This window comes from Lactobacillus sp. ESL0230, assembly GCF_003692805.1.
GTDB classification, from domain to species: Bacteria; Bacillota; Bacilli; order Lactobacillales; family Lactobacillaceae; genus Lactobacillus; species Lactobacillus bombicola.
In genome coordinates this window covers 580,668-605,411 of the sequence record NZ_REHI01000006.1, presented here as the reverse complement: position 1 = coordinate 605,411, position 24,744 = coordinate 580,668, and the positions used below count along the sequence as shown (strand labels likewise).

The following is a 24,744-nucleotide window of genomic DNA, read 5'->3' as shown; positions in this document are numbered from 1 at the left end:
CCTGAGTATGGCGTAAAAAAGGCTTATTTTTTATACCTTGAAAGTGGTCGCCCCACGTAAAATATTGCGAGAGAGGAAATAAGATGAGACGTGAAGAATTAAAAAAATTAGCTTTAATCGATGAACAAATTGACAAGGTCATGAGCTTGCATGGTGCTGATGTCGAAGCAATGAAAGCTAAGACAGATGAGCTGGGCAAGACCAATCAGTCGCTACAGAGCCAAATTGCAGAGCGTGACAAGGATTTAAAGACGCTCAAAAAGCAAACTGGTGACAATAAAGGAAGTTCACAACTGGCAACACCGAGACTTATTATTGCTCACTCAACCGCTACACCAAATGGAGAAGCCTGGGCTATTTCCCGCAACATGAAAAATGGCATCAATGTTAGCCAGACTTACGTGCACTTTGTAATTGACGATAAAAGCATATATCAAGTGGGAGAGCTTGGATATGTAGCGTGGGGTGCTGGTAGTCCTGCTAATAGTTTGGCTCCTGTACAAATTGAATTATGCGAGTTTAGCAATCACAGACGAGCCTTAAAAGCGTATAAACACTATGTAAACTGGCTCAGATGGTCAGCTAAAAAGTATGGCATACCATTAGCTCTAGACACTAACTCATATCGTGGAATCAAAACTCACTCTTGGCTTGTGCAACATGGCTACAGTAATACAGACCATACCGACCCTTGGCAATACTTGCCTAAAATTGGCATATCAAAAGCCAAGTTTGCTAAGGATTTGACCAAAGGTTTTAGCGGGCTAAATATTGCATTAACTAAATAGTTGATGTATACTTATATACGAATGGAATATGAATTAAATTTTTATCACATGATTTAATTCCTTTTTGAAGTCACTCTAGGTAAAACTAGGGTGGCTTTTTTTAAAAAAATAGTTGACAGTACACGTTATGTAGTGCGTTATATAATATGTAAGGGGGTGAGAAATAGATGTCAAAGAAGCAAAAAAGACTTCAACAAGAATCAAATGAAAAAATTGCTAAAGCCTTTTGTAAATAACCAAAAGATGTGGAGCTAAGCTCCACTTTTTGCTATCTTGCTTGGAATAATATTATTTGAAATTGGTGAATTATTATGACTTTAAGTGAAGCAAAGAAACGTGCTAATAAAAAGTGGGACGAGAAGAATAAAGACCGAAAAAAATATTTAGTCTACAGGTCACAAGCCAAGAGTTTCATTCGTCGCTTTGCTACCAGCGAGGATTTAGACGAATTAGAAAAAATAATTGCAGAAAAACGGAAAAAAATATAAATTTCTGTTGACAAATTATAGACTTAAGTCTATACTATAATTATAAAGTTGAAAGGAGAAAAATGCGTGACAACAGAAGCACAAAAAAGAGCCACCAAAAAATGGCGTGCTGCCAACCGTGAAAAGAAGCTATACACTGATGCCAAAGCACAAGCCAAACGCTTTATCAAAATGGCAACGCCCGAAGATTTGGATGACTTAAGTAAATTTATTAAAACCGTTGAAAAAAATAGTTGACAAATTATAGACTTAAGTCTATACTATAATTATAAAGTTTGAAAGAAAGAAAAAGGAGAACTTAAAATGAAAAAAGTAGAATTTAACGAAGTTGATACAAACAGATTTGATGTATATGTAGACGAAGATAGGTACGGCACTTTAGAGTTCGATAAAGAACAAAATTGTTGGGTTCTATGGCCAGACAGTATTGATGATGGCGTAAGCTACTTTGATGACTTACAAGAAACAAAAGAAACTATTACTGATGAATTAAATGATTAAACAAAAAAGACACCTAGAAATTAAGCTAGGTGTCTTTTTTTATAAAGTTGAAATCCAAAACTCGGAGTAATAATATTATACATTTTTTTGAATTTTTATGCAAAAAAGTCTTGACAAATTATAGACTTAAGCCTATACTATAATTATAAAGTTGAAAAAAAGATAAAGGAGAACTTAAAAATGAAAAATGAAAACTCAGTTATAATGATTGGTGAATTGCTAGAAGATAGTCCTAAAGGAGCTTTTTCCAGAACAGTTGCAAAAGTCGAAAGCGACGATTTAACAAAAATCGCTGATATGGTTATCTACGATAATCACGGTATTTTTGATTCGAATGAGGATTCTGTTTCAGAAGTGCTAAACAAAATTATTGATGACAATGGTTTAAGCTCTAGATCGCAATCTGATATGGACAAGTTAGACACGGATTTAACCGAGCTGGCCATCATGAATGTGGGATTTGATTACTATCAAAAAATATAAATAACAACATAAAAAAAGACACTCAGATTAATTTCTGGGTGGCTTTTTGTGTATAAAATTAACTAAAATGCAGATGCTGACCATTTTTGATATAATAAAAAATGGTACATGATTTATCATGTACCTCGTAGTATTCGAAAAGGAGTTTTCTATTTGACAATCCTTTTGGTTAACGGCACTGGCTATGAGGTACACGCCCATGTACCTCGGAACGCAGTGCCTAAAAGTTTAATCTCATAGCTCCGTTCCACTATCACTTCATATCTCATGGATATGATACCACGGATTAGACATTTAGCAAAGCGGCTAGACCTATTAGGTTTAGCTGCTTTTTATTTGTCAAAAATTAAATTGGTATACTTTGTGAATTTTATTTTGGACGAAAAAAAGAACCCCGAATTAATGGGATTCTTATCCGTGAAACATGAGGATTTCACAAACTATTATTTGTGGCAATTATCAGTCTTGATTTAGTCATGTTTTTTAGCTACTTCGTTTAATGGCTATTATGTAAAGTTACCAGTGGTCTAGTTAATAATGATAGTGTTACTGTATACAATCTACTGTATATAATTTATGCACTATAAAAAATAATGTTTCATTTTTTTAACTTTGCGTCTCGTTTTTCAAAAGTTTTTATCTGAACATCTAAATCTCGTTTTTCAGAATCACTTAAATTGTTATAGTAAGCATCAAATGTTAAAGCGATTGCACCTTTTATAGTAGATGTATACCCTAAAGCAATCATAGCTTGAAGCTTATTTTTTAAATGATTACTTATACGGATACTAGTGTCAAATGTGACAGATTTAGTTGCTTTTTCTTCCGTTAAATCATCCATAGTCATCATTTTTTTTGGCTTGAAATCAGTGACTGATCGATTGCTATTTACTAAACTCATTATTTATCTCCTATTCTTTCTAGAATTTCATCTGTAACCTTTGCATAAACATCAAAAACTTTTTTATCGTGTCTTTGCGTATCAGTAATGCCAGTTATTCCATATCGTTTTAAGCGCTGCATATTGTGTATAGCTGTTGGTAGAATGTTGTCTTCGCCAAAATATTTTTTGGCATTAATCATTGTTGACTCATCAACTGGGGCTCCAGCTTGAATAAGAACTGCTAAAATGCCAATAACGTCTAACCTTGGTGCCCCATATTTATTAATGATGTCATCTTGAATGTATTCAATAAATGCTGTTGCCCCATCAAAAGACTGTTGTTGTGTTTGCATGATTACTAAGCACCAGTCAGATGCGTATAAAGCAGCGTCTGTGATTAAAGATATCGTTGGTGGTATATCAATGATTACATAGTCGTACTTTTTAGATAATGGTGCTAATAAAGTACTTAAGTATTTAACACGGTCTATATAACTATTAGGGAACATTTTTTCCATGTGCCTAGGGAAAAGAGCAAAATCGGGTGCTGAACCCATTAAATCAAGATTATCCTTAACTGTAATTATGGAAGATTCTAAATTTTCATTTTGAACAGCTACCATTAGAGAAGATTCAAAATGTGCTAACTCATTGTCTATATTCGCTTTAGTTTTTAGCAGGATATTTGTCGCATTAGCTTGTGGGTCTAAATCTACGAGTAAAGTTTTAGCATTACGTTTAGATAGTTCATAGGCAACTTGAACAGCATTGGTAGTTTTGCCTACCCCTCCTTTAAAGTTACCAAATGTAATAATTTGGGTCATTTTATGAGCCTCCTTAATTGATTATAATGTAGTAATTTATACATGTAGCATTTACTACTTGTAGTATAGCATACAATAATGCAACTATACAACAGAATTATTTTGAAAAATACTTTTGTATGTTGGGTTAATCAGCATGGTAAAAACTACATGTATTATTGTAGTATTGTAATATTGCATACAATAATACTTGTAGCTTTTAACACTTGTAGTAAATACTACATGAATAATTAAGGCTTGCTTTTTACTTTGGAAGACGTTAAAATCAGTAATATAAAAAAGCTATTTCAGTTCCGCTGAAATTAGCAGACTAGAAATAGCATTGAAAACTGAATAAAAAAGAAGATATGAAAAAAGCAAGACCTTTTAAAGCCTTACCTGATTCATATTAGTAACACCACATGTTACTTTGTTGAATTAACTCTTACTTGGCGGTTAGAGTTAGTCAACCTTTTAACTTAAGCCTAATATCTACATACTTAAGTTCTCTTTAACTTATGTATAGTATTTTATACTTTTTTGTAGCTTTTATCAAGTAGCAAACTATAAAAATTAAGTAAGAGAACTAAGTAGACTAGGCACGGTGTTACTTAGTTCTTTTTATTTATTAATTTTTTATAGGAGATATAAACATGATTAATTACGGCAGAAAAATTGTAGCAGATGAAAAAATCGTAAACAAGTTAGGTATGACGGAAGCGATTATCATTCAATTGGTTGATGAAGAAACAACTAAATCGACAAACACTCATGATAGTAAAAAGTGGGTATGTAAAAGTTTAAAAGATTGGCATAAAAAAATTAGCTGGGTAGCTCTTAGCACGTTAAAACGAGCTTTTTCAGAATTAGAGAAGCAAGGTTTACTAATTACAGGCAATTTTAACAAGACTAAGTATGACAAAACTAAATGGTACAGAGTTGACTATGAAAAAATTGATGAACTAATTAAAGGTAGTAAGGAGGCGTAACCATGACAACATTAGAATTAAACAGAGGATTTGACCACAGACTTGCAAGAAAAATTGGTGTTGATAAAGCTATCATGGTTAGCCAAATTAGCTACTGGACAGACAAAAACGTCAATATTAGAGAAGGCTATAGTTGGGTTTATAACACGGCCAAAGACTGGCAGGAACAATTCGATTGGCTTAGCGTTAAAACTGTACAAAGATACTTAAAATCACTGGTAAAAATGGGTTTATTAGTTGCTGACAACTTCAACAAAATGAGAATTGACAGAACTAAGTGGTATCGTGTTGATTACAAAAAATTAGCTGAAATGCTAGGAGAATCTGAATTAGATGCCGAAGGGACTACCAGTTCCTGCCAAGAGGACTCACAGTTCCAAAGCAAAGGGACTGACAGTCCCAATGGAAAGGGACTCACAGTTCCAAGCAATAACCAAAGATTACCAGAGAGTAACACAAAAATTACTACAGTCTATAAATTCAATTCAAATCAATCACAATCTGAATCTCAAACTGTAAATAGCAATCAGACTGAACAACAACATCAACCAACCAAATCGAATAAGAGATATTACCAGCAATATAAACAGCGTCAATCTACTAAGTCCCACTATCAACCATTTAAAAAGCATATTGAAAAAGCTACAGACTGGTCTAAGCATGTGGCTGAAAATTGTACTGCCGATATGGATAGTATCCAACAATGGTTTGCTGACTTTGAAGCACAAACGTTTGGGGATACTCAACCACAGGTATAAAAAAGAACCCATAAATCAGGGTTCTTAAAAGCTACAATTCAAATTATTTACCGCCGTTCTCAATCCAGTTTTTGGCAGAGTCCATCGAATTAATATAGCTTCTTAATCGGTCTTCAAATCCTTTTTGCGTTGCTGAAGTGACGGATTTAGGATTCATGTTCATTTGAGCGGCAATCTCTTGCTCAGCTTCAAGTCTATCTTCGCCTTCTAATGCTAAAGCTTTTTTAATTTGAGTTACTAATCCTCCTTTGTCGGTATCAACCAAATGTCTGGATTCCCAAGGCTTTTCGATTGGTTTTTCAGTAGGAATAGTACGGTCATCTATCAGTTTAGAGTCGTCCGCAATTATATACTTCTTTTTTGTAAGTCGATAAAATTTTTTTCCTTTTATTTTTTTGGCGCCAAGAATCTCATAAAGATTGCCTTTAGCAAAAGGACGTACTTTTTTGATTTTTTGGCCTTTAGTATTATACGCTGGCATATTAGCGTCTAGTACAATTAATGTGCCTACAGAATGAGCGCTAACCACATTTACGCTGGTGGCTAGTAGTGTTAGTGAAGCCACTCCTGCTGCCATTACTTTTTTTAATTTCATGTTTAAAACCTCCTTTATGCCATAGGTTTTATGTCACTGGCTCTATGGACAATCTTGTTAAGAACAGACTTTCTCTAACAAATACCAGTACTTGCTCGGAATGCCAAAAGCATTTGCAAAGTCATAGACCGAATTAAACACAATGTCGTTTTCTTCGCAGTATTTTTGAAGCAATCGAATAGCAAAACGGTTAGCAAAATACTCATTTTTAGATTTTTTACTATAAGTATCGCTTTTTTTAACCAAGTCTTCTCTGGCACACAGTGTGTGACCTATTTCATGTGCAAATATAAATGGTTTTTCATTTATATTAAACCACTTATCGTTCAAAAATATAATTTTGGGATACCGAAAAGACTGAGGTTTATCTGTAGGACTCATGTCACTCAAATAATTGATTTCAATTTTATGCTTTTCGCAATAATCAGCTAACCACATCATCACATCTTCATAAGAGGTCATCTAAATCATCATCTTCTTCCTCAAAAGACTCTTTAAGTGCTTCAGGATGGTCTTTAACGTATTGTTCTGCCATTGCGGTGTACAATTTTCGTAAATCGTCTGGTATGCGACCACCGTAAGCCATACCAAAATCTTGCCAAGTTAGGTCTTCATCTTCGTCGGATTTTTGTGACACCTGTGATGGGTCATTGGTATTGCCCAGCAGATAGTCGGTTGAAGTATGTAAGACTTTGGCAACTTTTTGTAAATTTTCACTAGTAGGAACTTGAGTTTTCCATCTATATATAGAGTTTGTCCCTATACCAGCTTTTTCATTTATTTTAGCTAAAGTCAAATGCTGTTCTTTAGCTAATTTTTTTATTCTATCAAATGCAGTCATATCAAGGCCTCTTCTATCCTTGACAAAAAATATTAGCGAAAACACTAAAAATATTTGACTTATTAGTGAAAACGCGTAATAATATATTTGTCAATTGAATTACTTATGAAATTACGTAACGCAAAAAAAGTAGCAAATGTCTGGGGAGATACATGCTTAATAATTGCGACTATGTTTACATATTAGCGTTTTCGCTAATAAAAGTCAACGGGTTTCATAAAAATATTGATAAAAATACGTATCGCTTTACGTAACAAAAGGAGGTTGAAGATGTCAGCGGAAAAAGCTTTGCTTGATGCTAAAAATCGTATCTATAAAGATATAAAGTTTGAAATGGACCGACAAGGGTATTCAAATGTCAGCTTGGCAGATTTGTTAAATATACGCAAATCGCTAGTCAGTTATGCTATTCGAGGAGGAACAACACCGCGTGATGTTAAAATTCGAAAAAAAATTTATCGAATTTTAGGAATGGAGTAAAAGGATTGCTAATGCAGGACAAAAATAAAAAGCACCACACAAACACGCGGTGCTAACTATTAATGGAATAAAGACTTGTATTAAGTCTGATGGAAGTATTAAAGGGAGAATGCAATGTCCTCAATAGATTACATCTATTATTACAAAAATAGATGTGGAGAAAATGTACCAATTGTAACGGGTAACGCCAATGATTTGTCAATGGTAATCTTCTTATCAAAAGAAGAACTATCAGCATTAATGGATAAATCAAATGGCAAAAAGATTTATGTTTGGCTAAATGGCAAGTCATTTATAATTTCGTCTATTTAGCTATAAAAAGGAGCAATAACAATGGAATTCATTTTAAAAGGTTCACCAGAAGAAATAAAAAGTGTACTTCAAGCTGAAGACAAGAAGCACACCGAAAATATTTACATTTCGCCAATAGACGGTAAAAAACAAAAAAACTTATATGGAGTGTAAGGAATGACTGATATTAAAAAAGCTAGTTCTGAAGAATTACTTCAGGAACTAACTAATAGAAATTATTTTAAAAAAATTAATGTTGGCAAGTATAGTCATTACGATTTGATTTCTAAATATAACAGCAAGCAAATTAACACTGAGACTGTTTATATTCCACAAAAGCATCATGCCCAGCTTCAATAGCACGGTTAACCGCATGAGTGTGGTTTTCTAAATAATCATTAAGTTCTTCCCAACTATTAGCTTCTTGTGGGAATTTACTATCAGATTGGGCGTCACGAGCAAAATCGCCAATAGGATTATCTCTATCAGTAATGGTTAAAAGCCATTCATAAAAAGTCATATAATCGCCTCCTTTCTAGAGACGATTATAACAAAAGAAGAAAGGACAATTAATGAATTTAACAGACAAAGAATTCGATAAACGTGACAATAAAATGTCCGCAGATATTACACAAATTAGAAATTTAATTGATTCGGCAGAAAATTTAGAAACAGAAATCGTTGATGGCGTGAGCTACTCAGCTGCGCACATCTGGAAAAGCGTTGCAAAGCTGGCGTTAGATTTATCTGACCAGCAAGAATGGTTTGATGAGTACTTCGATGCTATTGCAAAGGGGGAGTAAAATGCTTGTATTTTTACAAAAATCAATCAACAAATGGACTATTTTTTTAAACAAATATTTTGATTTTGGCAGCTATGGCGAGACACCAATTTCAAAAAAAGGTTCAATCGTGGTTTTGCTACTGATTATAACAGTTACGATTATACCACTGATTTTTTTAGCTCGATATGCGGAGCCATTTTAAGAGTATGGAAGTGAGATGCTGAATTATGAATTTATTTGAAATTAACGATTCCATTAAGCAGATAGTGGATAGAGATGATATTGATCCGCAAGCTTTGAAAGATACACTGGATACTTTGGAGTTAACTAGAGACGAAAAACTTGATGGACTAGCTGGTTTAATTGAGCGGGATACAGCTGATATCGATTTTTTGACCAATAAAATTAAGCAGTTAACGGAACAGAAACGTCATTATGAAAAACAGAAAGATAATTTACTTAAGTATATGACTGAAGTTATCGATAATGCAGGTGTCAAGCAGGTACAAACTAAGCATTATATTTTAAAACCACGTAATTATCGGCAAAAAACAATCATTTCTGATGAGCAAAAAATACCGACAGAATACCGCGTTAAAAAGGAAGTTATTTCAATCAATAAGGTAAAACTTTACACTGACTTAAAAAATGGTCTGTCTGTACCTGGTGCTTACCTAGAGCCTAATCGTAAGACAATTATTAACTAGGGAGGAAAAGATGAATAGGTTAAAAGAACTGCGGGAGCAAAAAGGCTTATCACAAAGCAAGCTATGCTTAGATTTAAATTGTTTTTTACGTGATAAGGAAAAGAAAACCATTACCTTCCCCACATGGTCTAGGTGGGAAAACGGTATAAATACCCCGACTGAAGCTATGTGGGAAAACTTAGCTGATTATTTCAAGGTACCCATCAGTTACATAAAAGGCGAAATTGATATAAACAAAATACAAAAAATTCTACAAACCATGCTACTGATTAATTGCACCGATAGTGCATTAGATTCATTTAATCAAGGTGAATTTGCGGATTATGATAGGGAAACTAAAAAGTGTTTAGCTTTGAACTGTTTAATTCTACTAATCCACCAAGAACTAAATATTAATCCTTATGACCAATTTAAGGCTGTAGTTAACAAAACTATAGAATTGATGAGCTTAACTAATAAAGAAAAAAACTCTTTCATAAATAAAAATATGAAGCATGCTAATGGCTCCAATAAAAAGCGAGATATTAATATAGCGAATGAATTGCTGAATTTTTACGATAATTTATAAATGTACGAATTAAGACCATATCAGAATGACTTAATCAAGCGAATTACTAAATCAATGCAGACTGGGCACCACCACATTATTGTGCAGTCGCCGCCGAGGACAGGAAAGACGGTGGTTATGGCTGAAATTGCTAGACGGACAACACTTAAAAATAATCGCGTGATGTTCATTATCCACCGCAAAGAAGTTTTAGACCAAGCCATTGCAACATTCAAATCGCAGGGAGTTAATCCTGAACTGGCAACTATGGGACTAGTACAGACGCTTTGCCGACGAGTCGATAAACTGCCCGAACCTCAGCTAATTTTGATTGACGAAGGTCACCACGCTTTAGCGAAAAGTTATCAAAAAATACTAAATAAGTTTAAGAATGCTTACATTTTATTTTTTACAGCAACACCGCGGCGAACTGGTAAACAACAACTAGACCAGATTGCTGATGATATTATCATCGGTCAATCAATTAGGGAGCTAACTGACAAAGGCTTTTTAGCACCGTTCAGATATTTCCAACCTCCAAACGATTTTAATAGCAAGCTGCTAAAAAGGAGTTCAACTGGTGACTATACGACACAGTCAATTGATGACGCTATGAGTTCTAAAATTTATGGTCACATCGTTAAGCAGTATCAGCGGATAGCGCCAGATAAGCAAGCAGTGGTTTATACCTACTCAATCGACTCAGCTAAAAAGATTGCCGATGAGTTTAATCGGGCAGGCATTAGCGCTAAAGAAGTTGATGGTAAAACTTCTGACGCCGAGCGCGATAGCACTGTTAACGATTTTCGCAAACAACAATTAAAAATACTTGTCAACGTCAATTTATTTACTGAAGGTGTTGACCTGCCAAACGTCGACTGCGTAATTATGGCCAGACCTACCACGTCTCTTGCTTTATACCTCCAGTTTTCGATGCGGTGCTTAAACCCGCGAAAAGGCAAGACGGCAATCATTATCGACCACGCTAACAACGTGCAAAGATTTGGCTATCCAGATGACGACCGCGACTGGCGACAAGCAATCGTAAGTGGTGTAAAAGGTGACACGACAGCAACGAGCAACCAAGGAACTGCAATTATCACCTGCGATTATTGTTTCGCCGTGGTAAAGGTAGCCGAAGTTAAAAATGGTAAATGCCCTTTATGCGGAGAACCAATCAAGGTTCACGAAGACAAACAAGTGGCAGATGTTGATTTAGTTGAGGCTAAAAAACGTCAAAAATTAATTAAAGAAATTGTACATAACGACTTATTAAAAAAAGTTGCAACAAAGAAAGTAAGTGAGTTAAAGTCGCCAGCCGAATTTAAAGCTTATGCAAACCTTCATGGCTATAAGCCAGGCTGGGTTTACTTTCAATTAAAACAGAGAGGATATTTTAAAAAGTGATTATTTTACCCAAAGCGGAGCAACTGGCTCCGAAATCTCAACCCCATAACTTTTTTATCTGGGGCGCTCCCATGTCTGGTAAAAGTTACTTTGCAAGCTACTTTCCCAACCCGTTAATCCTAAATACGGACGGAAACAGCGAGCAAGGAACTGCACCGGCATTTCAAATCAGAAATTTAAGAGATAAAAATGGCCGGCCTAAGCAACTGGTCACTAATCAAATCGACGATATTGTTCTAGCTTTGCAAAACGAAAATGAGCAGAGAAAACCAGAAGAACAATTTAAAACATTAGTAGTTGATGTAATTGACGATATTGTTGTCATGTTGGAGCAGGCTATCTGTTGGGAAAACAAAGTGAAGTCGCTAGGTGATATCGGCTATGGCAAAGGCTACGCACTATTTAATGCCGCGCTTCAGCAAATGGTCATGGATTTAAAAGCGCTGCCGATGAACATCATCTATATTTCGCGCGAAATAGCGATTACTGATGAAAACACTGGGGCGACTACTTACCACCCTTCACTTAAAACGAAATACTACAACATCGTCAACGGTAACTGCGATATTGAGATTCGCACTAAAAAAGTTGGTGATGGTACAAACGCCACTTATTTCAGAGAAGTTAAGGGTTTAAGAACCCAATACGACCCAAAAAATATAACTGATAAGCGGGTTCTACAACTTTTACAAACATGCAACGGAATTTTTAAAAAGGAGAATAAATAACTATGAGTTTAATAGATGCAGTTAATGAACTAAAGAAAAACGGTTTTGACCCTAAAGATGGCAAGGAATTTAACCCCAACGAACGAATCCCAGATGGCAATTATCTGATGACACTTGATGGTGCTTCACACAGTGTTAAAAATGACCACGATTTTTTGATAATTAGTTTTAGTGTAGTAGAAGGCGAATATGAGGGTCGTCGTGAGTCTTACTTCCCATCATTAAGACAGACTAAAAACGATGGTACCCCGATTTCTCCCGATTTTATTGCCCGCACTATTTCGAAAATTCAAATTTTGGGTGAAGCAGTAGACAATCCGATTCCAAACAGTTGCTTTGATTTTGATATAGAAACCGAAGCCTATGATGCAATCGCTGACAAACTTCAAGGCGCTTTAGGCAGACTTTTAAAAGTAACGATTGCAACTACGCCAAATAAAAAGAACCCACAATATCCATTCCGAAACTACAAATTTGAAAAACACGAACAGCCTAAGGTTGCAGATGCAAAAGATCCGTTTAATGGCACTGGGAACACAACAGAAGTTTCAGATGATGATCTTCCATTCTAAATATTATGGCACTAGAAAATTTAGTAAATTACGCAATTAGCTACGCTAATCACGGTTTTGGTGTAATTCCAATTGGCGCCAATAAGCGACCTTTAGTTAAGTTTGCTAACCGACCTGCAATGACAATTGATGAAATCAAACAAACTTGGCAACGCTATCCACTAGCTAATATCGCTCTTAAAACCGACCAGTTTTTTGTGATTGATGTTGACCGACATGGTGAGGTAGATGGTATGGACGCAATCCGAGCTTTAAAACATGATGAATGGTTTAAAAATACCTTAACTGAACGCACAGCACACAACGGTTTTCATTTCTTTTTCCAAAAACCTAAAGATGAAAATATATCACAAAATATCGGTTTCCTGCCCGGAGTGGATTTGAAAGCACACGAAAATAACTACGTAGTTGTTGCACCTAGCCGTATAGGCGATAAATCTTATAAATGGCTCAACCACAAACCGATTAGACCAGCGCCGCAAGGCTTGCTGGATTTGATAAAAGAAAAAGCGAAGCCCGAAAAGCGGAAGATTTTAAGCTATAAAATTTCAACAAAAACGCAAACAACAGGTTTGTTTGAAAAGATAGTAAACGGCTTGGGTGATGATGGCCAAAGAAATAAAACGTTGGCTAGTTTTGTGGGTGGTCTACTATATCGTGGAGTCGACCCAGATGCCGTTGCTAAGCTGGCTATCATAGCCAACACAAACACGGTGGACAGCTTACCACTCACTGAGGTCGAACGAACAGTTAACTCTATGATTGAAAAAGAAATACGAAGGAGGGGGATTGATGAGTGACATTATTCATATTGATGAGAAAAATGCGAATAAATTGCGCAATACCACAATCAACCTCGACAAGCAAACTAATGGCGCGGTTAAAACGGCCAGCGTTAAAAACGTAGTCATGATTCTTCTCCGTGACCCCAATCTAAAAGGTTTGTTTCGCTTAAATAAGTTTACCGGCGAAGTTGATGTAGTCAAATCGGTTGAAATTGCGCTGCCGGACATTGGTAAGGTAGCGATTACTAAAGGTCGATACACCGACCAAGTTACTAATTCAATCGAATTATATATCGAAAGCCAAGAGGCTTATGGTCACGCGTCTTTTAAAAATATGATTATAGAGCAAGCCGTTGATAATGTTGCCTACATGAATCCATATAACCCCGTGGTGGAGTATATGGATAACGCTTATAAGCACTGGGATAAAAAACGCCGTTTGGATAAATTTTTTGTTGAATATCTGGGCGCGGATAATAATGAAACTAATGTGTTAATTACACGGATATTTTATATGGCGGTAGTAGCAAAGGCTTATGACCCAGCAGTTAAGGTAGATTATGTTACCGATTTAGTCGGTGGCCAAGGTGTTGGTAAAACAACGTGCTTAAAAAATATTGCTCCAATGGGACTATATACCGACCAATTTAATAGCTTTACTAAAAAAGACGATTTTGAAGTCATGAAAAACGCGCTTATCGTCAATGATGATGAAATGACTGCGAGTAATGATGCTAGTTTTGAAGAAATTAAAAAATTTATCACAATGCAAGACTTTGAATATCGTAAACCGTATGCACATAAGCCAATTAAATTCCAGAAAAAATTTATCATAACGCGGACAACTAATGAAGTTCGTCACTTAAAAGACCGTTCAGGCGACCGGCGTTTTCTATCAATCTATGCGCACCCTGAACAACAAACAAAAAGTCCGATAACTGAACTATCTCCAGAGGTGGTGGAGCAGGTGTGGGGCGAAGCGGTGTGGCTCTATAAAAATGCCAAAGACCCGTTTTTGTTTACGCCCAGACAAGAGGAGTTACTAAAAGCTAATCGTGAGCAGTTCAGATATACGACTGGGTTAGAAGATGACTTAATGGATATTTTAGAAAATAAATTTAAAAATCAAGAATTTATTCCAAACCGTGATTTGGCCTTTGCTTTGTTTCAAGACTACAACGCACTGTCGCGTAACAATAAACAAACTAAAAACGTACGGTATTACATGGAGCATTTAGGATTTAATACAAGTGCAAGAAGAACAATTAACGGAGTGACAATACGTGGCTTTTCAAAATAAATGATGACGGATAATGACAGTTAATGACGGTTACTGTCATTTCGAAAAGCGCTGGTAGAGTAAGGACGAGAGGTACTAATGACAGTAAGACAGTATATTTTAATAAAACTTTTTATTTATATAAATAAGTCTATTAATAGCTTTTAAAAGTTTTTTTCGATTTTACTGTCATTAGCAATTTTAGGAGCCTCAAACCTATGAAAGAGTAAGGAGGAGGGCAATGACAGTAACTGTCATTGAAGCGTCATCTATTAAACAATAATTACAGTAAAATTACGGTTACTGTAATCTTGCAAACCCTTGTCACTCTAAGAGTTATAAATATAAATTACACTATTACACTATTATTTATATAAACTTTTTATTTATATAAATAAGCCTATTAATAGCTTTTAAAAGTTTTTTCAATTTTTACTGTAATTTCTAAAATTATGGTATCTAATTCCTTGAGAGAGTAACGGTAAAGCACATTACAGTTACTGTAATTTTACCGTAATTACTACATGGAACACCTCGGATATGATACGAGTGCCCGTAAAAAAATAGATGGTAAGACGGTTAGGGGATTTAAAAAGTGACAGTAGGTGACAGATAGGAGACGGTTACTGTCACCTATCTAAAGCCTTGGAAGAGTAAGTTGAATTATGGTTAGGTGACAGTAAGACAGTATATTTTAATAAAACTTTTTATTTATATAAATAAGCCTATCGATAGCTTTTAAAAGTTTTTTTTCAATTTTACTGTCACCTTTGAAAAATATAGTCATAAAGCCTTGGGAGAGTAAGTTAAAAACAGGTGACGGTTAACTGTCACCTAGTGTAACCGGAAAGAGAAAAATAATGAAAAAAATAAGATGTGAATTGTGCGACAGAGAATTAAGTGAGAATGACGATGTTTGGGTTATGAAAGGCGCCGTTTTTGATGAAACAACATGTTTTTGTTCTTACTCGTGCGTTGAAGGCTATTTAGTCGAAGGCTTTTTAACTTTAAATGATGTAGATGTTGATGTAATGAAAGTGCAGGACTTAAAGGGGGACTAGCAATGGTAAAAATGAAACTGTTTAATGACCATTTTCAAAACTACAAAAGATATCAGCTTCCTAAAGCACAACTAGTTATAGCAGACATACCCTACAATATCGCTAATGATGCTTATGCTAGTAGCCGTGAGTGGTACAAAAATGGTGAAATCAAAAATGGCGAAAGTGATAAGGCTAACTCAAACTTCTTTAACACTGACGTAGATTTTAGAGTTGCAGAATTTATGCATTTCTGTTCACACATGCTGGTTAAGGAGCCTAAGGGGACAGGTAAGGCACCGGCAATGATTGTTTTTTGTGCTTTTCAGCAGTTGGAGATGGTTATCGAGTACGGTAAAAAATATGGCTTTAATCACTATATTCCTTTAGTTTTTATCAAGCCAACATCTGCGCAAGTTTTAAAAGTAAACATGAAAATTGTTGGCGCTACTGAGTATGCTCTAGTCCTATATCGAGATAAACTGCCGAAATTTAACAACGGTGGTCGTATGATAAAAAACTGGTTCAGATGGGACATTGATAGTAGCTATCCCAAAATAGCGCCCACGCAGAAGCCAATACCAGTTTTGAGGCATTTAATTGAAATCTTTACTGACCCTGGTGATGTGGTGATTGATCCTGTAGCTGGGAGTGGGTCAACTTTAAGAGCAGCTATTGAGCTGAATCGTGACGCTTACGGTTTTGAAATAGATAAAAAAATGTATCAAAAAGCCGCGAAAAAAATGCTAAAGCATGCCGAAGTGCCACTATTTTAAAGGAGGACTAGCAATGAAAAAAGAAGAAAAATTTTTAATTGATACAAAGTACCCTGAATTAGCAGCTGTAATTATGCAGCTACAAGCTATATCTGGCATTGCAAATGATAAGGATTTAACTTTAAGTGAATTGTTATTTAATAAAACTTCCAATAAAAATTCAGAAGAGTTAACTATCAGCATTGGTTTTAAAAGGATTAAATAACTATGACGCATGTTAAAAAACTATATCGTAAAAACAAAAACGGAGAATACGTGTTTCGAGGGCACGTGCCCGACAACTATCCGTTGGATGAAAACGAGAAATTCGCAGATACGGAGGGAGCTAAAAATGAAAGAAATAACTAAAAAAGCAATTAGATTTACTGATATTAAAAAGGAACGCGATTATGAAGAACTTATCGAAAATTTGAGTAGTGGAGAAATTCATTCTAACGGACAATATGTAATTAATTTTAGACACGTGCCCAATAAAAGTGGTATTTTTGACGATTCTCCTAAGCCTTTTAAGCAAACGTATTATGTTAACAAAAAAACATATGCTAAATGCGTTCGGATTTTAAAAGAGCGAATAAAAGACAAAAAAGTTAGTGAATGCGGGGGTAACCAATGAAATTATTAATAATTTTAATCGGCTTGTTGGGAGCAATTGCATGTATAACAGCGTTCGTGTGTTTTTACCTAGATAACGAAAAATTAGGTTTGGCATTCTTTGTAGCGTTTACTGTTTTAGCATTATTAGCTGGGTTACTTGAAAAGTATATGTGGTGGACTAGCTGGGGGTGGTAAATGATGAAAATTATAACTAAAGATAACTCTAAAATTAAACAGGGTTCAATAATTAGGACTAATCGATTAATCGGAAAACGTGCAGAGTACTTAATGATTGCTGACAATCTAGACGGTACATATGCTCTAGTTGATCTAGTTAGAGGTGTAATCAAGCAGTGTAAATTTACTAGCTCTGAGTTGACAGAATATTTATGGGAATATCCATTTAATCGTATATATAGTTCTGACGAAATCAAATTAATTCTAGGTGGTAAAAATGACTGAAGAAAAAAGAGTTATTAAGCATAACGGAAGATGCCTCTATATAACAAAAAACTGGCGTGATAAAAAAGTTTTAGATGGAGGCTATGATAGTACAGGAGTATATGCGGGAGCTGAACCGATTCCTATGACAAAGCAGGAATTTATAAAATTAGCTACTAATGAAAATTTAGAACGATATGCAAGCACAATTTTGCACTGGTATGGAGCTCCAGATAAGGAAGCAATGGAAAAATTTTGGGACAGATATAGCAAGCCTGTGTCAAAGAAAATGTGGTACGTGAAAGTGCCGCACGCACATAAAACTTTCTATCACAAGTGGTTTGACAGTGATGTATTAGGTGCGCAATCGGTTCAGGGAGTATATGACCAACTTAACGGCTTGGATAACAGCTGTGAATTTACCGAAGCAGAAATTAAGAAATTTCACTTAGAAGATTGCAAGAAGGTGCCTGTTGATGGGTGATTTTATGAAACAACATAAATTAATCGTGATTGCCGTTTCTGTGTTTTCTTTAGCTATTTTGACCCTGGTATTACTAGCTATAATAGTTAACACATTCAGAATTATTGGCTATCCAATGAGTAAATCGGATGTTCAAGATGTTAGTGTCGCTTTTGTTCTTTTTGACTTTTTTCTTGGCATACCAATTATTTTAACCGAAATTTTAGATATATAAATGCTATGGGAATCAAATCGGAACACGAAATCCAAAAACAAATTCAATTAAATTTATCAGCCAATCAGTGTACAGTTTTTCGCGCGAACGTGGGTAAAGTTCTGATGAAAGACGGTCGCTGGTTTGATACAGGCTTACCTAAAGGTTTTCCTGATTTAGTTGGCTTTCGGTGGATTGATAATCAAATATTTTTTATCGAAGTAAAGTCGGCAACAGGTAAGCCGCGACCAGAACAAATCAGATTTCATAATATGTTACAAAAACGAAAAATTGTGCACGGTATAGCTAGGAGCGCAGATGACGCGCTAAAAATCGTGAAAGAAGGGTTAGTCGGATATGGATACTAAAATCTGTGAATATTGTCAAAAAAACGAAGTGATAGTTGAAAAATTAAATGGTTATACGGGTAAAATTAAAATTCATGAAAATTTGTTAAATACACAAATTAAAGTGGTAGGGCTTTAAAAGGGAAGTGATAAAGCATGAGATTACCGCAAAAAGTTTGGGATTTAATACATGAAATAGAAGATAAATATGGAACGCTTGTCATACCTGATGACAAACCCTTAATGGTTAAATTGCATAAAGAGATGGGTGTAGCTCAGAAATTTGTAAAACATGATTATGATAAAGAAATAATTAGGTTGATAAAGCTTGGCTATAACTATCGCGAAATTAGCGCAAAAGTTGGTCACAATCCTAGCGCTTGTCGCAGAATAGCAGTGCTATATGGTTATCATACTAGACCTGTTTTTAAGTATGTTGTTAAACCAGAAAATCAAACTGAAATTTATTTAGCGGCTACAACTAATTTACAATATTTTGGTATTTCACAAAGCAATCATTCTAATGAGGTTTATAAACGAATGCGGAAACATATTAATCTTATAACTAAACGCACTCATTGGTGCGACATACCCCAAGGTGGTAGATATATGGTTCCTAAGAATAATACGAAAATTTTTATTAAAGAATAGGTCGGTAATGGATGATGATTGGAGTTGAGCAATCAGTTTTGTTTAAGAAAGCGAAGTTAGATAAAGCAAAAACAGCACAAGCAGTTAAAAATTTTTTTACAGAAGACTTTGGTCATTATCTTAATCTGGCCAACAAACACCTAAGCGACATATCAAGCCCAACTCTTGACCCTAATAACGTTGGCGGACATGATGGACGCAATCATCAAGATGAACGCATAGTTGTTAATCTCGACGCTCAAGCTTGCGTAAGAGCGGTTAATCATGCTCTTAGCAGTTGCAATTATTCAAGCGGAATAATCTTATATTTGTTTTTTATAAAAAAGATGCCAGATACAAAAATCGCAGAAAGATTAGGTTATCAATCGGCTCGTTATTATCAATTAAAAAATAATGCGTGTGTTGAGTTCGCTGAACGTCTTGATTACTGGCGAAAAAAAGATAGTGCTTCAATTGACGATTTACGAGTTTTTTTAAAATCATAGAATCATCATAGGTTTTGCATAGGATTATCATAGGTTGAGCAGAGATAATACGTTGTATTATGGTATTGTCGAAAGATTAAGGGAATAGCCTTTCGACACTGGCTTTTTTAGGTTTAAAATACCTCCTTTCGGAGTTGCGGTAATGGTTGTAAGTAGGTTCGAGTCCTGCTACCGCAATAGTCTGCGACGACCCATAAAGTGTTTTTGAGAGTTAGCACTTGGCGAGCGGACTTCGGTAGTAAACATAATTGGGTTCGATTCCTGATTGTGTGATAGCAATACGTATACCCAGAACGTATTGCATTATGGAGTGTAGTGGATTAATTGCAGAAACTGTATGTTTGTAGCTATCTGTCAATGACTTCAGGTTCGAATCCTGACACTCCACTTAAGGATCAAGTTCGAAGGGCCCGAGGAGTAGGTGTCGAACTAACAGAGCCTTGTATCTTGTATTATGGCAATGATATGAGGTTTTTGTTTTATGTTAATAAAAAATAAAAGACAGCTTTAAGCTGTCTTTTTTAATGGGGTGAATTTTTATAATTAAGTTGGAACAAGGCAATTGCCTTGAGTTAATGAAAGATATTGAAAATAAATCTATTGATATGATTTTGGCTGATTTACCGTACGGTATCACAGATAATGCTTGGGACACTGTAATTCCTTTTGATAAGTTGTGGTCTCAGTATAATCGGATAATTAAGGATAACGGTTGTATAGCCTTGTTTGGTCAAGAGCCTTTTAGCAGTAAATTGAGAATGAGTAATGAAAAAATGTATCGCTATGATTGGATATGGGTTAAATCAAAAGCAGTTGGCTTTCTTCAATCTCATAAAATGCCTTTAAGAAAACATGAAAACATTTCTATTTTTTATAAACATTTGCCAATATACAATCCTCAAATGCGATTAGGTTTTAAACCATACTGTATAAAAAATAATCCAACAACTAGTACTAACTATAAAATCAGCGCTAAATCAGCTAAAAAATATAAAGGCAGTAAATCATCAGGAGATAGATATCCCATTGATGTAATTGATTTTAAAAGCATAAGTCGTAAGGGTATGCACCCAACACAGAAACCTGTTGCTTTATTAAAATATTTAATTAAAACATATACTAATAACGGTGGCGTTGTTCTTGATAATACTATGGGTTCGGGTTCAACAGGTGTTGCATGTGTAGAAACAGGCAGAGATTTTATTGGTATGGAGTTAGACGAGGAATATTTTGAAATAGCAAAAAATAGAATTAATGAGGCACAAAATGCAGTATGCAATGACTAGAATCAAGAAGAACACGTGGAAAGTAGCAATTGACGCATTAGATCCATTCAGTGATTCGATGGAACTCTATGTAATAGGCTATGCAGATGGAAATAATTGCAAGGTTACAGATGATGGATATACAGACTACAATCTCGCATGTTTGGGTAAAATTGTGTCTAATAGGGATAAAGAAATTTATGCAATAGGTAAATGGGATAATCTAGACAAACTAATTGAAATCGTATTGCAAAAGATTATTAGTGCCTATGACAAATATGATGTTAAAACTTACTGGTACAAAAGGAGATAATCATGTTTAACAATTTATGGAATAATTTAAGCAGTAACATCTGGCCAATCACGGGAGCAATGCTAAATTTGTGGGGGCTAACAGAGATTTTGAAGTGGATTTTAATTGTTATCAGAGCTGTTTTAAAAGCAACCGTGGAAGTGCTGGAAGATGCCAAGAATTAGAAAGTGTCGTGTGCATGGTTGCAAAGCTCCGGCGTTCGTGCCAAATCATTATTGTTCGAATCATATTTCACATGAAATAGAATACCAACAAGAACGTGAAAAATACGCGCATAAGTTTCCGACAAGACAATCAAAGAAACAACAATGGAAGTACAATCACATAACACGCTATCGCAATCCAATTAAGGCTGAACAAAATAAGTTCTATCACTCTAAGCAATGGAAAGACTTTAGGCAGATAATACTAAACCGTGACTATCACTTGTGTCAGTATTGCAAAGCACGTGGTGTGATTCGAGAGGGAAACATTGTTGACCATGTTTTGCCGGTCGAAAGGTTCCCAGAAAAAATGCGTGATTTAAAAAATTTAGTGACGTGTTGCAAAAATTGTCACTATTGGAAAACTCGCTTTGAGGAACAGTATTATGGAACTGGCTATGGCAACACACCTACAGGCAATCCACCGCTAATAAATTTAAAATTGATTGCTGAGTTAAGTGAAAAAGTAAAAACGATAAAATAATTTTTGTCCCCCCGCCATATATTGTTAGGCGGGGAGCCGCAACAAGTGGTGTCCGCTTTCTTGACACCACTATTTTTTTAAAACTTTTTGATAGGGGGGGTTATCTATGGCAAAAGATGATTTAACTCGGGCAAAGTTGCCTAAAAGCCCACCGGAATATTTAGGCAAATATGGTAAAGAGATGTGGCAATATCTTATTCCTTATTTCAATCAGAATAAAAGTATAATTAAAGCGGACCAATTTTTGATTGCACAGTATTGCAGTGCTTATGATGTGTTCAGAGAGGCATATAAAAGCGTTAAGAAAGACGGTTTACAGCAAAAGAAATTTAAAACAGCTTTAAATCCTCTTGACGGCACAATTGTAGCTCGTGATTTTACGGGATATGCTAAAAATCCGTCAGTACAGATGATGTCTGATGCACTTAACAAAATTAATATGATTGGCAAAGAATTAGGACTAAGTCCTAAATCAAGGAATGAGTTAATTAATTTAAAAGCTCCGGAAGAAGATAATAATAAGCGTTCAACCGCTGCCCAACTTAAGGAGTTTTTTAAATGATGTTTTATTTTAAAAACGGCCATGGTAAATGGTATTTAGACATGAGTAAATATGCTAACTATAATTTTCGTTTTTCTAAAGCTGAAATTAAGCTGTTAAAAACTATCTTTAAGGTAGGCAATGATGAAGATTGATTTAACACAAACTCATGATGTGGATGGCGCTTATCAATCAATTGAGTGGTCAGCTATTAGAGATGAATATCGTGATCCAGGCACTACCTACGCCTTTGATGTTCTAGACAAAAAAATACAAGCGGGCTATATGATTAAGCTCGCTTGTTTTCGTCATTTACGCGATTTACAAAGACAAGATACAAAAGATTTCCCGTACCATTACGATATAAAAGAAGCTAATAAGCTGCTTAAATTCGCTTCAATCTCTCCCAATGTGGACACTGGGGAGCCGACAAAATTAATGGCTTGGCAAAAATTTATTTTTTGTTTGATGATTGGCTGGCGCGATAAAGATAACGATAAGCGGTTTACACGGGTAATTGTCAGTGTAGCGCGTGGTCAAGGTAAAACTTACCTTATGGCTATATTAGTTGCTTATAGTTACTTGATAGAGTCGCTAAGCTTAGAAAATCAAGATTATCTGGTTGCTTCAATTAACTATAAACAGACAATGAAAATCTTTGGCTATATCAAGTCGATGCTACGCAAAATCATAGATATTGAGCCGTTTAAGTCTTTAGCCGAAGAGGCTGGGCTTGAACTTCAATCAGAGCAAATCATTGAGAAGAAAACCAACAATATTTTGCGTGCAATTTCGCATGAAGCAGGACAGTACGACTCTTATCACTTCCGGACAGCGATTTTTGATGAAATTGGCGAAATTAAAACTCGCGAACGGATTTCAAAAATCATTTCTGGTCAAGTAAAAGTCAAAAACCACCAATTTGTTCAGATTTCAACTGCCTATCCAGACCCCACTGTACCATTTCATGAAGATGAAAAAATGATTATGGAAGCAATGGAGCAAGACTTTAAGCGTGAAGCAGATTCCTATTTAGGACTGATATGGTCGCAAGACGATTTAGAAGAAACTTACAAACCAGAAACTTGGATAAAATCCAATCCATTACTAGATTTGGCAGACCAAAAAGACAATTTGATGTCAGGCTTAAAAGACAAGCGCGACAATGACCTGCTAACCGGCAATATATCTGATTTTGAAAACAAAAATTTAAATTTGTGGCTCAAGCAGTCCACCACCAGCTACTTAAAATTAAAAGATGTAGAAGATGCGGTTGATGACAACTTTAGTATTGATGGACGGGACGTTTATATTGGATTGGATTACTCTATGTTTTCGGATAACACAGCGATTGGCTTCGTTTTTCCTTATCAAGATGAAGACGGTAAACCACGCTGGCACTTAGCCCAACATAGTTTTATACCGTGGCAACAGGCTGGCTCGCTTGAGGCAAAAGAAAAGCAAGACGGAATTGCTTATCATGAGTTGCCAGAATATTGCACGATTACCGCACATGCAAAGGGTATTATCAATCCAGAACAAGTATATAGATGGTTACTGGATTATGTAGAAATACACCGTCTAAAGCCGATATTTTTCGGATATGACCGTTTTGGTAGCTATCAGGTAAAAAACATTACAGAGAGTTTAAATGCTAATACAGGGTGGTTTATTCAAGATATAGCGCAAAGAACAAGTGAACTGGCTAATCCTACTAAGTTTTTGCAGGAGTGTTTTGCTACGGGAAAAATAACGCGCTTTAACGACCCAATCATGGAAAAAGCTCTGCTAAATGCTTCTGTTAAAGAAGATAAAATCGGTATTCAGGTCGATAAGGATAAAGCTACGTTAAAAATAGATGTGGTTGACGCATTGATTGACGCAATGTACAAAGCAATGGACCATTTTGAAGAGTACGGGTTGATTAACGACAAATCTACTGAAGTAGAGCGTATGACGCAAGAGCAAGTATTAGCATGGTTTGAAAATCCTGAATCTGGACTGTTAGGGGGTGATTACGATACTGATTAAGACACTTTTCAAATTGCTTTGGCAACTTATAGATTTATTATTATTTATTTTAGGGTTTGGTGCTATTGCATACGGTGCTTTTATGTTTAACTCGGCACTCGGTTTTGTAGTGTTGGGTATTTTATTACTAGTAACCGGCTTTATTATCGATTACCTACCTCAGGACAAGAAGGGAGGTGATTAATT

The 24,744-nt window shown here is 35.4% G+C and carries 44 protein-coding genes; 38 read left to right on the top strand and 6 right to left on the bottom strand.

Annotation, left to right across the window (positions count from 1 at the left end):
• The first annotated feature begins 83 nt into the window (after positions 1-83).
• The 5 genes from F5ESL0230_RS04690 to F5ESL0230_RS04675 all read left to right on the top strand — a co-directional run bounded on the left by F5ESL0230_RS04690 (position 84) and on the right by F5ESL0230_RS04675 (position 2,260).
• On the top strand, positions 84-788 hold the full coding sequence (locus F5ESL0230_RS04690) for an N-acetylmuramoyl-L-alanine amidase (protein WP_122021799.1): 705 nt from the start codon (positions 84-86) through the stop codon (positions 786-788).
• A 308-nt stretch (positions 789-1,096) separates the two neighbouring features.
• Positions 1,097-1,276, top strand: a complete 180-nt coding sequence (locus F5ESL0230_RS04685; RefSeq protein WP_122021742.1) for a hypothetical protein — start codon at positions 1,097-1,099, stop codon at positions 1,274-1,276.
• A 66-nt stretch (positions 1,277-1,342) separates the two neighbouring features.
• Positions 1,343-1,513, top strand: coding sequence for a hypothetical protein (locus F5ESL0230_RS08490; protein WP_199692498.1), 171 nt, complete (start codon positions 1,343-1,345; stop codon positions 1,511-1,513).
• Between the two features lie 66 nt (positions 1,514-1,579).
• A complete protein-coding gene (locus F5ESL0230_RS04680) occupies positions 1,580-1,777 on the top strand; it encodes a hypothetical protein (RefSeq protein ID WP_122021798.1) in 198 nt (65 codons plus the stop codon).
• 180 nt (positions 1,778-1,957) lie between these two features.
• Entirely contained in the window at positions 1,958-2,260 is a 303-nt protein-coding gene (locus F5ESL0230_RS04675) for a hypothetical protein (protein WP_122021797.1), read from the top strand.
• A gap of 598 nt (positions 2,261-2,858) precedes the next feature.
• Here F5ESL0230_RS04675 and F5ESL0230_RS04670 read toward each other — a convergent pair.
• Together F5ESL0230_RS04670 and F5ESL0230_RS04665 are read right to left on the bottom strand one after the other, a co-directional pair.
• The gene (locus tag F5ESL0230_RS04670) at positions 2,859-3,161 is read right to left on the bottom strand and encodes a DUF5388 domain-containing protein (RefSeq protein ID WP_122021796.1); all 303 of its coding nucleotides are present in this window, start codon (positions 3,159-3,161) and stop codon (positions 2,859-2,861) included.
• Positions 3,161-3,967, bottom strand: coding sequence for a ParA family protein (locus F5ESL0230_RS04665; protein ID WP_122021795.1), 807 nt, complete (start codon positions 3,965-3,967; stop codon positions 3,161-3,163). Before F5ESL0230_RS04665 ends, F5ESL0230_RS04670 begins: the two co-directional genes overlap by 1 nt.
• 632 nt (positions 3,968-4,599) lie before the next feature.
• Between F5ESL0230_RS04665 and F5ESL0230_RS04660 the strand changes: the two genes are divergently transcribed.
• A complete protein-coding gene (locus F5ESL0230_RS04660; RefSeq protein ID WP_122021794.1) occupies positions 4,600-4,935 on the top strand; it encodes a hypothetical protein in 336 nt (111 codons plus the stop codon).
• 2 nt (positions 4,936-4,937) lie between these two features.
• Positions 4,938-5,693 carry a hypothetical protein gene (locus F5ESL0230_RS04655; protein WP_122021793.1) on the top strand — a complete coding sequence of 252 codons (756 nt, stop codon included), beginning with the start codon at positions 4,938-4,940 and terminating at the stop codon, positions 5,691-5,693.
• A 43-nt stretch (positions 5,694-5,736) separates the two neighbouring features.
• Here F5ESL0230_RS04655 and F5ESL0230_RS04650 read toward each other — a convergent pair whose 3' ends face one another.
• The 3 genes from F5ESL0230_RS04650 to F5ESL0230_RS04640 are packed head-to-tail and all read right to left on the bottom strand — an operon-like array spanning position 5,737 to position 7,129.
• Positions 5,737-6,288 (bottom strand): SLAP domain-containing protein, encoded by a 552-nt coding sequence (locus tag F5ESL0230_RS04650; protein ID WP_122021792.1) that lies wholly within the window; start codon positions 6,286-6,288, stop codon positions 5,737-5,739.
• Between the two features lie 57 nt (positions 6,289-6,345).
• Positions 6,346-6,750, bottom strand: a complete 405-nt coding sequence (locus tag F5ESL0230_RS04645; protein ID WP_122021791.1) for an ImmA/IrrE family metallo-endopeptidase — start codon at positions 6,748-6,750, stop codon at positions 6,346-6,348.
• Positions 6,737-7,129 (bottom strand): helix-turn-helix domain-containing protein, encoded by a 393-nt coding sequence (locus F5ESL0230_RS04640; protein WP_122021790.1) that lies wholly within the window; start codon positions 7,127-7,129, stop codon positions 6,737-6,739. The genes F5ESL0230_RS04645 and F5ESL0230_RS04640 overlap by 14 nt, the downstream gene beginning before the upstream one ends.
• Positions 7,130-7,399: 270 nt before the next feature.
• Here F5ESL0230_RS04640 and F5ESL0230_RS04635 point away from each other — a divergent pair, with 270 nt between their 5' ends.
• From F5ESL0230_RS04635 to F5ESL0230_RS08640, 3 genes are all read left to right on the top strand, one after another.
• Positions 7,400-7,609, top strand: a complete 210-nt coding sequence (locus F5ESL0230_RS04635; RefSeq protein WP_122021789.1) for a transcriptional regulator — start codon at positions 7,400-7,402, stop codon at positions 7,607-7,609.
• A gap of 114 nt (positions 7,610-7,723) precedes the next feature.
• Positions 7,724-7,921, top strand: coding sequence for a hypothetical protein (locus tag F5ESL0230_RS04630; protein WP_122021788.1), 198 nt, complete (start codon positions 7,724-7,726; stop codon positions 7,919-7,921).
• A 21-nt stretch (positions 7,922-7,942) separates the two neighbouring features.
• Positions 7,943-8,074: a hypothetical protein gene (locus F5ESL0230_RS08640; RefSeq protein WP_255409273.1), complete on the top strand. Its 132-nt coding sequence runs from the start codon at positions 7,943-7,945 to the stop codon at positions 8,072-8,074.
• Positions 8,075-8,207: 133 nt separating this feature from the next.
• On the opposite strand, the gene F5ESL0230_RS04625 is transcribed toward F5ESL0230_RS08640, so the two are convergent.
• Positions 8,208-8,420, bottom strand: a complete 213-nt coding sequence (locus F5ESL0230_RS04625; protein WP_122021787.1) for a YozE family protein — start codon at positions 8,418-8,420, stop codon at positions 8,208-8,210.
• 52 nt (positions 8,421-8,472) lie between these two features.
• Here F5ESL0230_RS04625 and F5ESL0230_RS04620 point away from each other — a divergent pair, with 52 nt between their 5' ends.
• The 28 genes from F5ESL0230_RS04620 (at position 8,473) to F5ESL0230_RS04495 (ending at position 24,742) form a co-directional block, all read left to right on the top strand.
• Positions 8,473-8,703, top strand: a complete 231-nt coding sequence (locus F5ESL0230_RS04620) for a hypothetical protein (RefSeq protein ID WP_122021786.1) — start codon at positions 8,473-8,475, stop codon at positions 8,701-8,703.
• Position 8,704: 1 nt separating this feature from the next.
• Positions 8,705-8,887 (top strand): hypothetical protein, encoded by a 183-nt coding sequence (locus F5ESL0230_RS04615; RefSeq protein ID WP_122021785.1) that lies wholly within the window; start codon positions 8,705-8,707, stop codon positions 8,885-8,887.
• Between the two features lie 25 nt (positions 8,888-8,912).
• Positions 8,913-9,392: a siphovirus Gp157 family protein gene (locus F5ESL0230_RS04610; RefSeq protein WP_122021784.1), complete on the top strand. Its 480-nt coding sequence runs from the start codon at positions 8,913-8,915 to the stop codon at positions 9,390-9,392.
• Positions 9,393-9,402: 10 nt separating this feature from the next.
• Entirely contained in the window at positions 9,403-9,960 is a 558-nt protein-coding gene (locus F5ESL0230_RS04605; protein ID WP_122021783.1) for a helix-turn-helix transcriptional regulator, read from the top strand.
• Positions 9,961-11,346, top strand: a complete 1,386-nt coding sequence (locus tag F5ESL0230_RS04600) for a DEAD/DEAH box helicase (protein WP_122021782.1) — start codon at positions 9,961-9,963, stop codon at positions 11,344-11,346.
• Positions 11,343-12,074 (top strand): AAA family ATPase, encoded by a 732-nt coding sequence (locus F5ESL0230_RS04595; RefSeq protein ID WP_122021781.1) that lies wholly within the window; start codon positions 11,343-11,345, stop codon positions 12,072-12,074. The genes F5ESL0230_RS04600 and F5ESL0230_RS04595 overlap by 4 nt, the downstream gene beginning before the upstream one ends.
• Positions 12,075-12,076: 2 nt before the next feature.
• Positions 12,077-12,646 carry a single-stranded DNA-binding protein gene (locus F5ESL0230_RS04590; protein ID WP_122021780.1) on the top strand — a complete coding sequence of 190 codons (570 nt, stop codon included), beginning with the start codon at positions 12,077-12,079 and terminating at the stop codon, positions 12,644-12,646.
• A 5-nt stretch (positions 12,647-12,651) separates the two neighbouring features.
• Positions 12,652-13,446 (top strand): bifunctional DNA primase/polymerase, encoded by a 795-nt coding sequence (locus tag F5ESL0230_RS04585; protein WP_122021779.1) that lies wholly within the window; start codon positions 12,652-12,654, stop codon positions 13,444-13,446.
• The gene (locus tag F5ESL0230_RS04580; RefSeq protein WP_122021778.1) at positions 13,439-14,731 is read left to right on the top strand and encodes a VapE domain-containing protein; all 1,293 of its coding nucleotides are present in this window, start codon (positions 13,439-13,441) and stop codon (positions 14,729-14,731) included. The genes F5ESL0230_RS04585 and F5ESL0230_RS04580 overlap by 8 nt, the downstream gene beginning before the upstream one ends.
• Before the next feature lie 860 nt (positions 14,732-15,591).
• Positions 15,592-15,771: a hypothetical protein gene (locus tag F5ESL0230_RS04575; protein ID WP_158593062.1), complete on the top strand. Its 180-nt coding sequence runs from the start codon at positions 15,592-15,594 to the stop codon at positions 15,769-15,771.
• Positions 15,772-15,773: 2 nt separating this feature from the next.
• Positions 15,774-16,526, top strand: a complete 753-nt coding sequence (locus F5ESL0230_RS04570; protein ID WP_233551645.1) for a site-specific DNA-methyltransferase — start codon at positions 15,774-15,776, stop codon at positions 16,524-16,526.
• A 13-nt stretch (positions 16,527-16,539) separates the two neighbouring features.
• On the top strand, positions 16,540-16,731 hold the full coding sequence (locus F5ESL0230_RS04565; RefSeq protein WP_122021776.1) for a hypothetical protein: 192 nt from the start codon (positions 16,540-16,542) through the stop codon (positions 16,729-16,731).
• Positions 16,732-16,857: 126 nt separating this feature from the next.
• On the top strand, positions 16,858-17,139 hold the full coding sequence (locus tag F5ESL0230_RS04560) for a hypothetical protein (protein ID WP_122021775.1): 282 nt from the start codon (positions 16,858-16,860) through the stop codon (positions 17,137-17,139).
• Positions 17,136-17,315 carry a hypothetical protein gene (locus F5ESL0230_RS04555; protein ID WP_122021774.1) on the top strand — a complete coding sequence of 60 codons (180 nt, stop codon included), beginning with the start codon at positions 17,136-17,138 and terminating at the stop codon, positions 17,313-17,315. Before F5ESL0230_RS04560 ends, F5ESL0230_RS04555 begins: the two co-directional genes overlap by 4 nt.
• Complete coding sequence (locus F5ESL0230_RS04550; protein WP_090093997.1) at positions 17,316-17,582, top strand: hypothetical protein; 267 nt, start codon at positions 17,316-17,318, stop codon at positions 17,580-17,582.
• Positions 17,575-18,045 carry a hypothetical protein gene (locus F5ESL0230_RS04545; RefSeq protein ID WP_122021773.1) on the top strand — a complete coding sequence of 157 codons (471 nt, stop codon included), beginning with the start codon at positions 17,575-17,577 and terminating at the stop codon, positions 18,043-18,045. Before F5ESL0230_RS04550 ends, F5ESL0230_RS04545 begins: the two co-directional genes overlap by 8 nt.
• Before the next feature lie 4 nt (positions 18,046-18,049).
• Complete coding sequence (locus F5ESL0230_RS04540; protein WP_158593061.1) at positions 18,050-18,259, top strand: hypothetical protein; 210 nt, start codon at positions 18,050-18,052, stop codon at positions 18,257-18,259.
• A 5-nt stretch (positions 18,260-18,264) separates the two neighbouring features.
• Positions 18,265-18,606, top strand: a complete 342-nt coding sequence (locus tag F5ESL0230_RS04535; RefSeq protein WP_122021771.1) for a VRR-NUC domain-containing protein — start codon at positions 18,265-18,267, stop codon at positions 18,604-18,606.
• 135 nt (positions 18,607-18,741) lie between these two features.
• Complete coding sequence (locus tag F5ESL0230_RS04530; protein WP_122021770.1) at positions 18,742-19,236, top strand: hypothetical protein; 495 nt, start codon at positions 18,742-18,744, stop codon at positions 19,234-19,236.
• A gap of 11 nt (positions 19,237-19,247) precedes the next feature.
• Entirely contained in the window at positions 19,248-19,721 is a 474-nt protein-coding gene (locus tag F5ESL0230_RS04525) for an ArpU family phage packaging/lysis transcriptional regulator (RefSeq protein WP_122021769.1), read from the top strand.
• Positions 19,722-20,296: 575 nt separating this feature from the next.
• Positions 20,297-21,007, top strand: a complete 711-nt coding sequence (locus F5ESL0230_RS04520) for a site-specific DNA-methyltransferase (RefSeq protein ID WP_122021768.1) — start codon at positions 20,297-20,299, stop codon at positions 21,005-21,007.
• A complete protein-coding gene (locus F5ESL0230_RS04515) occupies positions 20,976-21,299 on the top strand; it encodes a hypothetical protein (RefSeq protein ID WP_147440868.1) in 324 nt (107 codons plus the stop codon). The genes F5ESL0230_RS04520 and F5ESL0230_RS04515 overlap by 32 nt, the downstream gene beginning before the upstream one ends.
• Before the next feature lie 2 nt (positions 21,300-21,301).
• Positions 21,302-21,463 (top strand): hypothetical protein, encoded by a 162-nt coding sequence (locus F5ESL0230_RS08405; RefSeq protein WP_158593060.1) that lies wholly within the window; start codon positions 21,302-21,304, stop codon positions 21,461-21,463.
• Complete coding sequence (locus F5ESL0230_RS04510) at positions 21,450-21,986, top strand: HNH endonuclease (protein ID WP_122021766.1); 537 nt, start codon at positions 21,450-21,452, stop codon at positions 21,984-21,986. Before F5ESL0230_RS08405 ends, F5ESL0230_RS04510 begins: the two co-directional genes overlap by 14 nt.
• Positions 21,987-22,092: 106 nt before the next feature.
• Positions 22,093-22,548 (top strand): phage terminase small subunit P27 family, encoded by a 456-nt coding sequence (locus F5ESL0230_RS04505; RefSeq protein ID WP_122021765.1) that lies wholly within the window; start codon positions 22,093-22,095, stop codon positions 22,546-22,548.
• Positions 22,545-22,682 (top strand): hypothetical protein, encoded by a 138-nt coding sequence (locus tag F5ESL0230_RS08400; RefSeq protein ID WP_158593059.1) that lies wholly within the window; start codon positions 22,545-22,547, stop codon positions 22,680-22,682. Before F5ESL0230_RS04505 ends, F5ESL0230_RS08400 begins: the two co-directional genes overlap by 4 nt.
• Entirely contained in the window at positions 22,672-24,558 is a 1,887-nt protein-coding gene (locus tag F5ESL0230_RS04500; RefSeq protein ID WP_122021764.1) for a terminase large subunit, read from the top strand. Before F5ESL0230_RS08400 ends, F5ESL0230_RS04500 begins: the two co-directional genes overlap by 11 nt.
• On the top strand, positions 24,539-24,742 hold the full coding sequence (locus F5ESL0230_RS04495; protein ID WP_233551644.1) for a DUF1056 family protein: 204 nt from the start codon (positions 24,539-24,541) through the stop codon (positions 24,740-24,742). Before F5ESL0230_RS04500 ends, F5ESL0230_RS04495 begins: the two co-directional genes overlap by 20 nt.
• Positions 24,743-24,744 lie beyond the last annotated feature (2 nt).

Bases quoted from the DNA above. Each gene is read 5' to 3' on its own strand.
- F5ESL0230_RS04690 (WP_122021799.1), top strand. From the start codon at position 84: ATGAGACGTGAAGAATTAAAAAAATTAGCTTTAATCGATGAACAAATT.
- F5ESL0230_RS04680 (WP_122021798.1), top strand. From the start codon at position 1,580: ATGAAAAAAGTAGAATTTAACGAAGTTGATACAAACAGATTTGATGTA.
- F5ESL0230_RS04675 (WP_122021797.1), top strand. From the start codon at position 1,958: ATGAAAAATGAAAACTCAGTTATAATGATTGGTGAATTGCTAGAAGAT.
- F5ESL0230_RS04670 (WP_122021796.1), bottom strand. From the start codon at position 3,161: ATGAGTTTAGTAAATAGCAATCGATCAGTCACTGATTTCAAGCCAAAA.
- F5ESL0230_RS04665 (WP_122021795.1), bottom strand. From the start codon at position 3,967: ATGACCCAAATTATTACATTTGGTAACTTTAAAGGAGGGGTAGGCAAA.
- F5ESL0230_RS04660 (WP_122021794.1), top strand. From the start codon at position 4,600: ATGATTAATTACGGCAGAAAAATTGTAGCAGATGAAAAAATCGTAAAC.
- F5ESL0230_RS04655 (WP_122021793.1), top strand. From the start codon at position 4,938: ATGACAACATTAGAATTAAACAGAGGATTTGACCACAGACTTGCAAGA.
- F5ESL0230_RS04650 (WP_122021792.1), bottom strand. From the start codon at position 6,288: ATGAAATTAAAAAAAGTAATGGCAGCAGGAGTGGCTTCACTAACACTA.
- F5ESL0230_RS04645 (WP_122021791.1), bottom strand. From the start codon at position 6,750: ATGACCTCTTATGAAGATGTGATGATGTGGTTAGCTGATTATTGCGAA.
- F5ESL0230_RS04640 (WP_122021790.1), bottom strand. From the start codon at position 7,129: ATGACTGCATTTGATAGAATAAAAAAATTAGCTAAAGAACAGCATTTG.
- F5ESL0230_RS04635 (WP_122021789.1), top strand. From the start codon at position 7,400: ATGTCAGCGGAAAAAGCTTTGCTTGATGCTAAAAATCGTATCTATAAA.
- F5ESL0230_RS04630 (WP_122021788.1), top strand. From the start codon at position 7,724: ATGTCCTCAATAGATTACATCTATTATTACAAAAATAGATGTGGAGAA.
- F5ESL0230_RS08640 (WP_255409273.1), top strand. From the start codon at position 7,943: ATGGAATTCATTTTAAAAGGTTCACCAGAAGAAATAAAAAGTGTACTT.
- F5ESL0230_RS04625 (WP_122021787.1), bottom strand. From the start codon at position 8,420: ATGACTTTTTATGAATGGCTTTTAACCATTACTGATAGAGATAATCCT.
- F5ESL0230_RS04620 (WP_122021786.1), top strand. From the start codon at position 8,473: ATGAATTTAACAGACAAAGAATTCGATAAACGTGACAATAAAATGTCC.
- F5ESL0230_RS04615 (WP_122021785.1), top strand. From the start codon at position 8,705: ATGCTTGTATTTTTACAAAAATCAATCAACAAATGGACTATTTTTTTA.
- F5ESL0230_RS04610 (WP_122021784.1), top strand. From the start codon at position 8,913: ATGAATTTATTTGAAATTAACGATTCCATTAAGCAGATAGTGGATAGA.
- F5ESL0230_RS04605 (WP_122021783.1), top strand. From the start codon at position 9,403: ATGAATAGGTTAAAAGAACTGCGGGAGCAAAAAGGCTTATCACAAAGC.
- F5ESL0230_RS04600 (WP_122021782.1), top strand. From the start codon at position 9,961: ATGTACGAATTAAGACCATATCAGAATGACTTAATCAAGCGAATTACT.
- F5ESL0230_RS04590 (WP_122021780.1), top strand. From the start codon at position 12,077: ATGAGTTTAATAGATGCAGTTAATGAACTAAAGAAAAACGGTTTTGAC.
- F5ESL0230_RS04585 (WP_122021779.1), top strand. From the start codon at position 12,652: ATGGCACTAGAAAATTTAGTAAATTACGCAATTAGCTACGCTAATCAC.
- F5ESL0230_RS04580 (WP_122021778.1), top strand. From the start codon at position 13,439: ATGAGTGACATTATTCATATTGATGAGAAAAATGCGAATAAATTGCGC.
- F5ESL0230_RS04570 (WP_233551645.1), top strand. From the start codon at position 15,774: ATGGTAAAAATGAAACTGTTTAATGACCATTTTCAAAACTACAAAAGA.
- F5ESL0230_RS04565 (WP_122021776.1), top strand. From the start codon at position 16,540: ATGAAAAAAGAAGAAAAATTTTTAATTGATACAAAGTACCCTGAATTA.
- F5ESL0230_RS04560 (WP_122021775.1), top strand. From the start codon at position 16,858: ATGAAAGAAATAACTAAAAAAGCAATTAGATTTACTGATATTAAAAAG.
- F5ESL0230_RS04555 (WP_122021774.1), top strand. From the start codon at position 17,136: ATGAAATTATTAATAATTTTAATCGGCTTGTTGGGAGCAATTGCATGT.
- F5ESL0230_RS04550 (WP_090093997.1), top strand. From the start codon at position 17,316: ATGATGAAAATTATAACTAAAGATAACTCTAAAATTAAACAGGGTTCA.
- F5ESL0230_RS04545 (WP_122021773.1), top strand. From the start codon at position 17,575: ATGACTGAAGAAAAAAGAGTTATTAAGCATAACGGAAGATGCCTCTAT.
- F5ESL0230_RS04540 (WP_158593061.1), top strand. From the start codon at position 18,050: ATGAAACAACATAAATTAATCGTGATTGCCGTTTCTGTGTTTTCTTTA.
- F5ESL0230_RS04535 (WP_122021771.1), top strand. From the start codon at position 18,265: ATGGGAATCAAATCGGAACACGAAATCCAAAAACAAATTCAATTAAAT.
- F5ESL0230_RS04530 (WP_122021770.1), top strand. From the start codon at position 18,742: ATGAGATTACCGCAAAAAGTTTGGGATTTAATACATGAAATAGAAGAT.
- F5ESL0230_RS04525 (WP_122021769.1), top strand. From the start codon at position 19,248: ATGATGATTGGAGTTGAGCAATCAGTTTTGTTTAAGAAAGCGAAGTTA.
- F5ESL0230_RS04520 (WP_122021768.1), top strand. From the start codon at position 20,297: ATGAAAGATATTGAAAATAAATCTATTGATATGATTTTGGCTGATTTA.
- F5ESL0230_RS04515 (WP_147440868.1), top strand. From the start codon at position 20,976: ATGAGGCACAAAATGCAGTATGCAATGACTAGAATCAAGAAGAACACG.
- F5ESL0230_RS08405 (WP_158593060.1), top strand. From the start codon at position 21,302: ATGTTTAACAATTTATGGAATAATTTAAGCAGTAACATCTGGCCAATC.
- F5ESL0230_RS04510 (WP_122021766.1), top strand. From the start codon at position 21,450: ATGCCAAGAATTAGAAAGTGTCGTGTGCATGGTTGCAAAGCTCCGGCG.
- F5ESL0230_RS04505 (WP_122021765.1), top strand. From the start codon at position 22,093: ATGGCAAAAGATGATTTAACTCGGGCAAAGTTGCCTAAAAGCCCACCG.
- F5ESL0230_RS08400 (WP_158593059.1), top strand. From the start codon at position 22,545: ATGATGTTTTATTTTAAAAACGGCCATGGTAAATGGTATTTAGACATG.
- F5ESL0230_RS04500 (WP_122021764.1), top strand. From the start codon at position 22,672: ATGAAGATTGATTTAACACAAACTCATGATGTGGATGGCGCTTATCAA.